Origin of the sequence: Methylobacterium litchii (assembly GCF_038442315.1) — a bacterium.
In the GTDB taxonomy this organism is placed as follows: Bacteria; Pseudomonadota; Alphaproteobacteria; order Rhizobiales; family Beijerinckiaceae; genus Methylobacterium; species Methylobacterium litchii.
Window position 1 is genome coordinate 451799 of record NZ_JBBXMY010000002.1, and the last position, 11347, is coordinate 463145.

The window sequence follows — 11347 nt, forward strand, 5'->3', positions numbered from 1 at the left end:
GCTGAGCTGGAACGAGCCCCCGCTTTCGGCCGTCAGACCGCCCGCGTCAACACGCGAGAGGGCTCAGCGCCCCCGCGATACCCGCTCGATCTCGGCGCGGACGAGACGCTCCACCACCACGGGCAGATTGTCGTCCAGCCAGGATTTCAGCATCGGGCGGAGCATATCCTGCACGATGTCTTCGAGGGTACGCGCGTTGTTGGTGAGAACCGTATGCGCCAGCAGGTTGAACGCCTGTCCGACGGTCGCATCCGTGGTCGGCGAAATCAGACGGTCGAATGCGGGCTCGGGCGCCTTGGCGACGGGCGGCGGCTCCATGCGCGGCGCGGGCTTGGGCGGCTCCGGGGGGGCCACGGGCTCGGGTGCCACCGGCTCGGGTGCCTTGGCGACGGGCGGCGGCTCGGGCACGAACTCGTCCTCGATCGCCAGATCCTCGAAGCTGATCTCATCGAGATCGAGGGGGGCCGGCTGCGGCGCGGGCGGCTCGACGGGTCGCACCAGGGCGACGGGCGGCGGCACCGGTTCGGCGACCTCGGCGAGGTCGAGGATGTCATCGACCTCGGCCGGCTCCGGCTCCGGCTCGCTGGGCTTGGCCGCCTGATCGTCGGCGATGATCCGGCGGATGGAGGCGAGAATCTCCTCCATCGACGGCTCATGCGCCTTATCGGCAGCCTTGTCCTGAACCTGGGGGCTTGCTGCACTCATGACGACGGCGCGCTCGGATGCGAAGAGACCGGAAGGCGGCTCACTCGGAGCCGCAACTCAGTATTTCACGCCCCTGAGTTACGACAAGCGTACCGACAGCACAGTCCTTGAAAAATCGGACAATGCTCACAGCAGAGGCGGCGGGCTCAGCGCCCGTCGGGCGTGCGCAGGCCGAACCACAGATCCTTGACCTGATCGAAGTGGATCTTGGCGCTGTAGGCCTCGACCGGCAGGGCCGTGAAGCGCGCGGTTAGCTGACCCATCGCCTGGACGACGCCGTAGGAGAAGATCACCCGGTCGCGCTGGGCGACGATGAGGTTCACGCGGGAGTTCAGCAGCTCCTGTTGCGCGTTGAGGACGTCGAGGGTGGTCCGCTGGCCGACGCGCGCTTCCTCACGCACGCCGTTGAGGGCGACTTCGTTCGCCTGGACCTGCGCCTGGGCCGCGATGACCTGCGCCTTGGCAGCTTCGAGCCGGCCCCAGAAATCCACGATCTGCGCCCGGACCTGATCGCGGATCCGGTCGACATCGATCCGGAGCTGACCCACCAGCTCCTTCTGCTGGCGCACCTGCGCGTAAACCTGCCCGCCTTCATAGATCGGGATGGTCACGCGGCCGATGAGCGAGGCGGCCACGGAATTGTCGTTCGGAAAGGTCGAGTCGTAGCGCTGCTGGACGCTGCCCTGCACCGTGACCTGCGGGTAGAGCTGGCCCTCCAGCACCTTCACCTGGGATTCGGCGGCATCGAGCGCGTGGATCGCCGAGTAGATCTGCGGGTGTTCCTGCAGGCCGATCGTCACGGCGGCGTCGAGGCTGCCGGGGACGTAGCGGTCGAGCGGCCGACCCGGTGCCAGGGAGCGCGGCTCCACACCGATGTTCTGGCGGTAGACACCGATCGACGTCCGCAGGGTGGATTCGGCGGCACTGACCTGCGACCGAGCACCGGCGAGGCGCGCCTCGGCCTGCGCGACGTCGGTGCGCGTTACCTCGCCGACGTTGAAGCGGTCGCGCGTCTGCCGGAGCTGCTCTTCGAGCACTTCGACGTTGTTGCGGTTCAGCTCCAGCGTCGCCGTGTTGCTCAGCACGTTCATGTAGGCCTGAACGGCGGCGTAGAGGACCGAGAGTTCGGTGAAGCGCAGCGTCTCGCGCTGGCTGTAGACGGTCGACTCGTACCGGCGGACGTTGTTGTCCGTCTGGAAACCGTTGAACAGCGTTTGGCTGACGATGAGGCCCGCGCCGCCGGGCGTCGTGGTCTGGTTGAAGGTCGTGCCGCTAATCCGGCCGTTGGTGTACTGCGACCCGATATCGGCACTCAGGTTCACCTGCGGCCGGTAGCCCGATTGGGCGATGGCCACGAACTCATCGGTGTAGCGGACGGTCGCCCGACCGGAATTGAGGGTCGGATTGCCACGATAGGCCCGAACAAGGGCACTCTCGAGCGTTTCCGCACCCACCTGGCTCGACGCCAGCACCGCGGCGATCGCCGTGACGGCGATGCCCACGCGGCGCTGCGCGAAGCGGTTTTTCGGCACTCGTAAACTCACAGTGCTCAACCCTTGCGGCCCCCGCGATCTCGGACACCCGCCTCAGCAGCGGTCATGCGGCGAACCGCACCTATCCGAACAAGCCCGCCCTGCGACGGACCTTAGCTGGAAGACGTTAACTCGGCACCGGGTCCAGCCGCTCTCGCGCCTGAATCCTCAGGGGTGGCGCATAAAGGCGACACCTCACCGGACCCATGAATTCTCAATCTTGGAGAGTATCAGAAGGCAAAAGACGCTTCTTGCGCGAAGTCAGCCAAGGCCGGCAGGGACGCATCGAAGAGCGGACGCGATCCGAAGGCATTGCCGGCACGAACGAATACGGTGACCTTTGCCCCCCGGTCGGGCCCGAAGACACAAACGAGCCGTCCGTCATCCTTGAGTTGATCGAGCAAGGATTGCGGCCGGGTCTCCACGCGGCCATTCACAAGAATCGCGTCGAACGGCCCTTCGCTGGGCGCACCCGCCCGCAGCGGCCCCTCGATGACCTTCGCCTTACCGGCCAACCGCTCCTTTGCGGCCGCGACCAATTCGGGGATCGATTCGATCGCCGTCACCGTGGCACCGAGTTGCGCCATCAGCACGGAGGCGTAGCCGTAGCCGGTGCCGACATCGAGCGCCGCGACGCCCGGCTGGATCTTCAGGGCCTGAATCATCCGGCCGAGAACCATCGGGGCCGGGGTCACGCGCAGGTCGGCGCCCGCCGAACCGAGCCGCAGGGGCTGATCGATATAGGCGAACGGCTCCTGGTTCTTGGGAACGAAGGATTCGCGCGGCACCGAATCGAAGGCGTCGAGAACGGCGTTGTCGTTCACGTCGAAGGTCCGCAACTGGCAGTCGACCATCATCCGCCGCGCCTGCGCGTAATCGAGCATCGGAAACCTCGTCCCTGAACCGATCCGGTCCACCGCGCCACGGATACCGGCGCACGCTTAAGCCTTCGCGGCGGGTTGTCGAAGATCGACACGCAAAAGGCAAGGAGGACGCCGGTTGCGTCGCGGCATCGCGGCGGAAACGTCTTCCGAGGAGGAGCGCAGAGCGTCCGGCGTGCAGGCCAGCGCGCGGTGGCTCACTCCTTCACCGGCACCCGCTTGTCGAGCCAGCCGGCCAGCCAATCGGCGATCTCGAAGCTGTTCTTGTCCTGCATCAGCATGTGCGAATTGCCGTGGATGCCGATCTCCGGCAGCAGGATCAGTTCGGCCTTGCCCCCCGCGGCATTGGCCGCGGCGACGAAAGCCCGGCACAGCTTCAGGCGGGGTGCCCAGCGGGACGATTGGTCCACGTAATCCCCGAACAGCACGAGGATCGGGAGGTCCTTGTAGGGCGCGAGGTCGTCCTTGGCCGGATCCGGGCAGGCAGCGGGCTCGATGGCGACGAGGGCGCGGAGGCCGGTCCGGTCGAGGGCGGCCGTCTGGAACGGGTAGATGCCCGATTGCGAGTGCGAGATCAGCACCGCGTTCTTGAGGCGCTTCGCCAGTTCGGACAGGGCCGTGACAGTCGGGTTCGGAACCGGCAACGCCGCCGACCAATCCGGCACCATCTGCTTCCAGAACTCACCCTGCGCTTCCAGGGGGAACTGCATCCCGGGGAAGACCTTCGGGTATTCCGGGCCGAACCGGAAAATCGCCCAGGCCGCCTCGCGCCCCGCCGAGAAGACCGCCGGCAGCGTCTCGGCGCCCGCCTTGCCGGCCTTCACGGCGTTGATCGCGCTCGGGTTGCCGGCCGAGCGCCCCCGCCAGGATTGATCGATCACGTAGGTCGGGAAACCCTTGCGGACGAAATACTCGTCCCATCCCATCCGTCCGTCGGGCGTCGTCTCCCAGGTCTTGCCGGTCAGGCAGCAGCCGTGGATCAGCACCAGCGGAACCCGCGTCGGCGAGACGGGGACCTGATAGCGCACGTAGATTTGATCGACCGTCACCGTGCCGGAGGCCGCATAGGCCGGCAGGGTGGACAGCGTGTCGGACGAGACGTCTCGCCCCCCCACGAAGAAACTGCCTTGGGCCGAGAGGGTCAGCGGAGGGGTCGGTGCATCGGCGGCATGGCCGGGCGAGGACATGGCGGCGAGGGCCGCCAGACCGAAGGCGAATGCGCGATGCAGCAACGTCATCGTTCCCGGATCCCGGCCAAGCCAGCCGCGTCCACCACATGCCACGAAGCGTCACGCGATGGCGAGGGCCGGGCCGGTCATTCCACGACAGATCGACCGGCCCGGTATTCAGCCTCAGGCGTGGGCCGTGTCGTCCTCGTCGATATCCACGAGGAAGACGATGTCGGCCTCGTCCTCTTCGCTGTCATCGGCTTCGGCGTAGCGCGGGTCGTCCACGAAATCGCCTTCGCCGTCGTCCTCGGCGAGGGCATCCTCGAACACCTCGATCTCGTCCTCGTTGGCCGGGCGGACGTTGAGGGCGGCCTTGCCGTCCCAGAGCGGCTTGCCGCCGCTCGTCATCGTCTTGATGTCTTCCTTGAAGCCATCGCAGGTGAACAGGTCTTTGGCCGAGGCCTCATCGCTGTTGATGACCGCGACCGCCGTGCCCTCGATTTCCAGGGTGAACATGGCCGGCATCCTCTCTTCAAGACCGCGCCTGCACGCTCCCGTCCGGGGCGCGTGATGCGACGGGTCGGCCGATCTGGCCGGCACCATCGCCGCACGCGGCTGCTGTAGGGGGGAAGCGGCCCCGGGCCAAGCCCGTTCGAGCGGGTTCTCAGACCCCGGCGCCGCCTCGGGCGATTGCCCGCTTCACCACGCCCTGAACCTCGGGGTTCGAGAGGAAGAGATCGTGGTTGATGAGGCCGCCGCCGTAATCCGACGCATCGGCCACGCGCACCCCGAGGGCTTCGAGCTTCGCCCGGTCGGCCGCGCCCGCGCGGGTGCCACCCGCGATGGCCGCCGAGAGTTCGAGGGCTCGGTCGTTCGTCGCGGAGATGACGGTGATCTTCGTGAGGTCCGGTCCCAGCCGGGAGACGCCGTTCGAGAACAGGTCGAAATCGATGTCGGGCGCGGCGAGCACCACGGCGCCGATCCGCGCCATCGCCGATTCGCCGGCCTCCGCCCGCAGCATCCGCAGGGTCTCCAGCGTCAGCAGCGTCCCCATGGAATGGGCGACGATGAAGATGCGCCCGCCGTTCGGCGTCGCCGCAAGGGCTTTCAACAGGTCCTCGAACGCATCGCGCGACCACATCGCGCTCTCGCGATCGTAGCCGTAATCGAGCGTCGCGGCGGCCGACGGCCACGTGAACAGGCCGGAAACGCCCTTGAAGCGGATACCGTCAGACAGCCGCGCGGCGCTGACGGCAGCCGATTCGAACGATTCGCGATAGCCATGCACGTAGATGAGCACGTCGCGGCCGAGCGCCGCTTGGCTAAAGGCGTCCGCCGCACCGGGCCCGGTCTCGACCTTCGGCACCGCGCCGATGGTCCAGTCCCCGGTGATGACCGCCGACACCTTGCCGAGAAGCGAGCGATCCGGCGGGGAGAGCCGGACTTCCGCGAAGCTCAGGCACTTGCCCCGATCGGACGAGAAATACGGGGGCCGCACCGGGCTCCCAACCGGCTTGCGCGTCGTGGCGACCAGCAGGACCGGCATGACATCGAGCGCCGATTGCTTCTCGGGCAGGGCCGGACCGCCCAGCTCGTCGGTGACGCAGCCGCCGAGCATCGGCATGGCTCCGGCGGCGGCCGTGAGCGCGCCGACGCGCAGGAGGAAGCGGCGAGAGGGAGACCGAGGCGTCATGATCCACGGGACTGATCGAGCGGCCGCGCCGCCCTTTGAAGCGGAACCGTAACCAGTGGATCGTGACCAAGACGGGGCACGCCGCGCGTTTCCCGTGCTGCCGCTGGCCCCGTGCCGCAACGGCCACAGGGTCCGGCGCGGCGGCGTGACGGGAATTCGTCCACGGCATCATCGGCTTGGCACCGCCGCCGACGGGCGCGAAACCTCTTAACCTTGACGGCGCTTCGACGCGCCCCCGCCCTTTTCCCACACCAGGCCTGAGGGGCCTCTCGACGGCGGGCGCGGCCTTGGCCATGAAGGAGCATGGCTGCTCCGCTCGACATCGACTCGCTCAAGGACAGGCTTCTGGCCGGCGACAGGGCGGCGCTCGCGCGTGCGATCACCCTGGTCGAGTCTAAGCGGACGGATCACCGGGCGGCGGCGGCCGCGCTGATCGACGCGGTGCTGCCCCAGACCGGCAACGCCATTCGCGTCGGCATCACGGGCGTGCCCGGCGTCGGCAAGTCCACCACCATCGACGCGCTGGGCACCAACCTCACCGAGGCGGGCCACAAGGTCGCCGTGCTGGCGGTCGATCCGTCCTCCTCGCGCACGGGGGGCTCGATCCTCGGCGACAAGACCCGCATGGCGCGGCTGTCGCACGATCCAAAGGCGTTCATCCGGCCCTCGCCCTCCTCCGGAACCCTCGGCGGCGTCGCGGCCAAGACCCGCGAGACGATGCTGCTCTGCGAGGCGGCGGGCTTCGATGTCATCCTCGTGGAGACGGTGGGCGTCGGCCAGTCGGAAACGGCAGTGGCCGACCTCACCGATTTCTTTCTCGTGCTGATGCTGCCCGGCGCGGGAGACGAATTGCAGGGCATCAAGAAGGGCATCCTCGAACTCGCGGACATGATCGCCGTCAACAAGGCGGACGAGGGCGAGGCCGAGGCGCGGGCGAATGCGGCGGCGTCGGAATACCGGGCGGCCCTGCACATCCTCACCCCCGCCTCGGCGACATGGACTCCTCCGGTGGTGACGATCTCCGGCTTCCACAATCGGCGCCTCGATGCCCTCTGGGCGAAGATCGAGGACCACCGCACGAAGCTCACCGCGACCGGCGAGATCGCCAGCAAGCGCCGTGGCCAGGACGTGAAGTGGATGTGGGCCCTCGTGCACGAGCACCTGCATCAGCGCCTCGTCGGCACGGCGGAGGTTCGTCAGAAGACGGCCGAAGCCGAATCCGGCGTGTCGCGCGGTGAGACGTCCCCCGCCGCCGGGGCCGCCGCCATCGCCGAGCTGATCGGCCTCTAGAGCGGCGTTTCCTCGCCGAAGAAAAACGCGCGCGCCGGGTGAACAAACCGCCGCTCGCGCGTTCCGTGGACGCGGGGGCCGCGCGTCCGCGCGGGCGGCACCGGACGCCGCGTCGAGGAGAGTACCATGGTGGACACTGATCGGATCGTCGGGGGGGCCAAGGAGGCACTCGGCAAGGCGCAGGGTGCGGCAGGCGACGTCCTCGGGTCGAATCGCGACTCCGTCGAGGGCCGTTTCCGCGAAGCCAAGGGCACGGCACAGAACGCCTACGGCCAGGCCAAGGACTCCGCAGCGGATCTCGCCGACCGCGCGGGCGACTATGCCGGCGATGCCTATGACCGGGCCGGCGATTACGCCAACGACGCGTACGAGCGCGGCTCGTCCTACCTGCGCGACGGTCGCCACGCCGTCAGCACGCAGGTCGAGGAGAACCCGATGCTCGCCCTGCTCATCGCGGGCGCCGTCGGCTACGGCCTCGCCCTGCTGGTGCACGGGCGCCGTTGATTGAAGGTCCGGCCCCGCCCTTCGGCGGGGCCGTCTCCGCTTACTGAGCGGTCCAGCCGCCATCCATGGTCAGGTTGGCGCCTGTCATCTGGCTCGCCGCGTCCGAACACAGGAACACAGCGAGGCCGGCGACCTGATCGACGGTCACGAACTCCTTCGTCGGCTGTGCCTTGAGGAACACGTCCTCCATCACCTGTTCCTTGGTGAGGCCGCGCGCCTTCATCGTGTCCGGGATTTGCGCCTCGACGAGGGGCGTCCAGACATAGCCCGGCGAAATGCAGTTCACCGTGATCTTGTGCGGCGCCAACTCAAGAGCTGCCGTCTTGGTCAGTCCGGCGATGCCGTGCTTGGCCGCCACGTATGCCGACTTGTACGGCGAGGCCACGAGCGAATGCGCCGAGGCCGTGTTGATGATCCGCCCCCATCCCTTGGACTTCATGCCGGGAATCGCCGCCTTCATCGCGTAGAACGCGGAGGACAGGTTGATGGCGATGATCTGCTCCCACTTCTCGCCGGGGAACTCCTCGATGGCCGAGACGAACTGGATGCCGGCATTGTTCACGAGGATGTCGACGGAGGCGAACATCTCCTGAGCCTCACCCACCATCGCCTCGATTTCGGCGGGCTTGGTCATGTCCGCCCCAGAATAGTGAGCCCGCACACCGAACTCCGTCTCGATCCCGGCGCGGGTGCGCTCGATCTCGTCGGGCTTGCCGAAGCCGTTCAGGACGACATTCGCCCCCTGCCCCGCGAAGCCCTTCGCGATGGCGAGGCCGATGCCGCTGGTCGATCCGGTGACGAGGGCGGTCTTGCTCTTCAGGCTCATGGCAACCTCCGGAAGCGTGGTCGAGAGAGGGTCAGGGAGCACTTGGCCGAACCGCAGGGTGAAGTCCACGGGCAGCGTGGCAGGATCGTCACGGCGATTAAGGCGTCACGGGAAACACCATCTCGACCTTCAGGCCGGGACCGTTGTCGGCCAACCTCAAAGTGCCCCGGTGAATGCGCATCACCGCGTTCACGAGGCTGAGGCCGAGCCCGAAGCCCGGCCGCGAGCGCGACTTCTCCAAGCGGACGAATCGCGCCAGCACGTGCTCCCGCTCCTCCTCCGGGATACCCGGCCCGTGATCCGACACGGTGAGCACGGCCGCCCCGGCGCGCCTCTCGACCGCGATGAGAATACGGCCGACGCCCCCCTCGGCGGGGCTTCCGTATTTGAGGGCATTGTCCACGAGGTTGGCCAGGGCCTGCCCGATCAGTTCGCGGTTCGCCTGGATGACGACGCCTTCAGGCGCTTGCACCTCGATGGTGAGGCCGTGATCCTCAGCCAGGACTTCGTAAAGCTCCCCCACGCTGCGCGCCGAAGCGCCGAGATCCAGGGGCGCCATGAGTTCGCCGGCGCTTCCCGCTTCGAGCCGCGCAATCATGAGCAGCGCGTTGAAGACGCGGATGAGCCCGTCCCCCTCCTCGATCACCGCTTCCAGGGCGGCACGCAGTTCCTCGGCGGAGCTGGATCGGCGGAGGGCTTCGTCGGCGCGGTTGCGCAGGCGGGTTAGCGGCGTCTTCAGATCATGCGCGATGTTGTCGGAAACTTCGCGCATCCCGCGCATCAACTCGCCGATACGCTCCAGCATCTGGTTGAGATTCGTGGCGAGCCGGTCCAGCTCGTCGCCGTTTCCCGCCACCGCGAGGCGGTCATCGAGATCGCCGGCCATGATGGCGCGCGTGGTTCGCGTCATCGCATCGACCCGCGCCAGGACACGGCTCGCAGCCAGCCAGCCGCCGATGATACCGAGCACGATCACAGCCGCGAGGGACGAGGCGAAGGCCCGACCGATCACCGCACGGAGCCGGTCACGTTCCTCGGTGTCCCGTCCGACGAGGAGACGAAACCCACCCGGCAGGGTGAAGACCTGGACGATGGCATAATGCTCGTCGGCACTGGCCTCGCCGCGCCCGTAACTGACTTCGCTCTGCCCTGGCTTGGCCAGGACCGCCGCCGGCACGGAGGCGACATTGCCGACGACATGGTCGCCATTGGCCGTCGTGACGAGATAGAGTGAAGCGCCGGGCTCCTTCGACCGCCGCTCGACTACACTGATCAGCCGCCGCAGGCCGCCGGAATTGTATTGCTCGGAAAGACCATTGATCTCGGCGTCGATGGTCGAGACGATCTGGTCATCGAGCACCGCCCGCGCATTCCAGGCAACATAGCCCAACGCCAGGAAGGCGCAGATCGCGAAGACGGCGAGATAGGCGAGCGACAGCTTGAACGCCGTCGTTCGGAACAGCTTCGACACCCGGGCGGCGAGCGCCTCGCGCTGTGCGCCATCGATGCCCGGCAGGGAGGATGCCGTCACACCGGTCCGCCTTCCTCGGCGCGCAGCACGTAGCCCGATCCGCGGATGGTGTGGATCATCGGATGGGCGAAACCCTTGTCGAGTTTGCCGCGCAGGCGGGAGACGTGGACGTCGATGACGTTGGTCTGCGGGTCAAAGTGGTAATCCCAGACGTGCTCCAGCAGCATCGTCCGGGTCACGACCTGTCCCGCATGGCGCATGAGGTATTCGAGCAAGCGGAATTCACGCGGCTGCAGGGGGATCTCCTTACCGCCCCGGATCACCCGATGGGACAGCCGGTCGAGTTCAAGATCGCCGATCCGGTAGCGGGTTTCCTCGGTCGCGTTCGAACCGCCGCGCCGCCGGGCCAGGGCCTCGGTGCGGGCGAGTAGTTCGGAGAAGGCATAGGGCTTCGGCAGATAATCGTCGCCGCCGGCCCGCAGGCCCTTCACCCGGTCATCGACCTGCCCGAGGGCCGAGAGAATCAGCACCGGAGTCGCGATGCCCTGCTCGCGCAGGGAGCGGATCACCGAAAGCCCGTCGAGCTTCGGCAGCATCCGGTCCACGATGAGCACATCGTATTCGCCCTCGCTCGCAAGGGCGTAACCGTCGAGGCCGTTCTCGGCGCTCTCAGCCGAATGGCCAAGTTCGCGAAAGGCCTTCACGATGTAGGCGGACGCGTCGCGATCGTCCTCGATGACCAGAAGCCGCATGATCAGGCCTCTTAGCGCACGGGACGATGCGGCGGAATGTGAATCGACGAGCATGGCCCCTCCCCTCCCCCGGACGGTGGGACCATGACGCCTGCAAGCTTACGGTGGGATCGCCCAGACATGACGGCTTGGTCATGTCGGAGCCTAAACGCGAAAAGGCCGCCCCGAAGGGCGGCCTTTTCGTGTGAGGTCGTGAGAGGGAATGGTGTGTGTCTTTGCGTTGTGCGGGTCTGGCGGCGACCGACTCTCCCGTGCCTTGAGGCACAGTACCATGGGCGCTGGCGTGTTTAACGGCCGAGTTCGAGATGGGATCGGGTTCTGGGCACGCCGCTCGAGCCACCAGACCGGCGCAACGCAAGGGCAGACGGCGGAGCCGTCTGCGTGTGTTCGGCAAGCATTGTCTTTGTGCGACCGGACCGCTGTCTGGCTCCGCCAGCCTTGCGGCTGCCGAACCAGATGCGGACACGGATCACGGGGGCGATCAAGTCAATCGGGCGATTAGTACCGGTCGGCTCAACGCGTCA

At 67.4% G+C, this 11347-nt stretch carries 11 protein-coding genes and 1 rRNA gene; 2 read left to right on the top strand and 10 right to left on the bottom strand.

Translation table 11 applies throughout. The annotated features are described in order from the left end of the window. Positions 1-63 precede the first annotated feature (63 nt). From AAHF99_RS07310 to AAHF99_RS07335, 6 genes are all read right to left on the bottom strand, one after another. Positions 64-645 carry a PopZ family protein gene (locus AAHF99_RS07310; protein ID WP_342163426.1) on the bottom strand — a complete coding sequence of 194 codons (582 nt, stop codon included), beginning with the start codon at positions 643-645 and terminating at the stop codon, positions 64-66. Between the two features lie 206 nt (positions 646-851). Further along, on the bottom strand, positions 852-2237 hold the full coding sequence (locus AAHF99_RS07315; RefSeq protein ID WP_412759845.1) for a TolC family outer membrane protein: 1386 nt from the start codon (positions 2235-2237) through the stop codon (positions 852-854). Between the two features lie 230 nt (positions 2238-2467). Beyond that, a complete protein-coding gene (locus AAHF99_RS07320) occupies positions 2468-3121 on the bottom strand; it encodes a protein-L-isoaspartate O-methyltransferase family protein (RefSeq protein WP_342163427.1) in 654 nt (217 codons plus the stop codon). Positions 3122-3315: 194 nt separating this feature from the next. Next, positions 3316-4356 carry an alpha/beta hydrolase family protein gene (locus AAHF99_RS07325; protein WP_342163429.1) on the bottom strand — a complete coding sequence of 347 codons (1041 nt, stop codon included), beginning with the start codon at positions 4354-4356 and terminating at the stop codon, positions 3316-3318. A 114-nt stretch (positions 4357-4470) separates the two neighbouring features. Then, positions 4471-4803, bottom strand: coding sequence for a hypothetical protein (locus AAHF99_RS07330; RefSeq protein WP_243952257.1), 333 nt, complete (start codon positions 4801-4803; stop codon positions 4471-4473). A 148-nt stretch (positions 4804-4951) separates the two neighbouring features. Beyond that, positions 4952-5980 (bottom strand): alpha/beta hydrolase, encoded by a 1029-nt coding sequence (locus AAHF99_RS07335; protein ID WP_342163431.1) that lies wholly within the window; start codon positions 5978-5980, stop codon positions 4952-4954. A 303-nt stretch (positions 5981-6283) separates the two neighbouring features. Here AAHF99_RS07335 and meaB point away from each other — a divergent pair, with 303 nt between their 5' ends. Continuing rightward, positions 6284-7270 carry a methylmalonyl Co-A mutase-associated GTPase MeaB gene (meaB, locus tag AAHF99_RS07340; RefSeq protein ID WP_342163432.1) on the top strand — a complete coding sequence of 329 codons (987 nt, stop codon included), beginning with the start codon at positions 6284-6286 and terminating at the stop codon, positions 7268-7270. A gap of 126 nt (positions 7271-7396) precedes the next feature. Beyond that, positions 7397-7774: a CsbD family protein gene (locus AAHF99_RS07345; RefSeq protein WP_342163433.1), complete on the top strand. Its 378-nt coding sequence runs from the start codon at positions 7397-7399 to the stop codon at positions 7772-7774. Positions 7775-7814: 40 nt separating this feature from the next. Here the strand turns inward: AAHF99_RS07345 and AAHF99_RS07350 are convergent, their stop codons facing one another. The 4 genes from AAHF99_RS07350 to rrf form a co-directional block, all read right to left on the bottom strand. Then, a complete protein-coding gene (locus tag AAHF99_RS07350; RefSeq protein ID WP_342163434.1) occupies positions 7815-8600 on the bottom strand; it encodes a 3-hydroxybutyrate dehydrogenase in 786 nt (261 codons plus the stop codon). A 97-nt stretch (positions 8601-8697) separates the two neighbouring features. Beyond that, complete coding sequence (locus AAHF99_RS07355) at positions 8698-10131, bottom strand: HAMP domain-containing sensor histidine kinase (RefSeq protein WP_342163435.1); 1434 nt, start codon at positions 10129-10131, stop codon at positions 8698-8700. Next, the gene (locus AAHF99_RS07360; protein ID WP_342163436.1) at positions 10128-10823 is read right to left on the bottom strand and encodes a response regulator transcription factor; all 696 of its coding nucleotides are present in this window, start codon (positions 10821-10823) and stop codon (positions 10128-10130) included. Before AAHF99_RS07360 ends, AAHF99_RS07355 begins: the two co-directional genes overlap by 4 nt. Before the next feature lie 228 nt (positions 10824-11051). Beyond that, positions 11052-11167 (bottom strand): 5S ribosomal RNA (gene rrf, locus AAHF99_RS07365). Positions 11168-11347 lie beyond the last annotated feature (180 nt).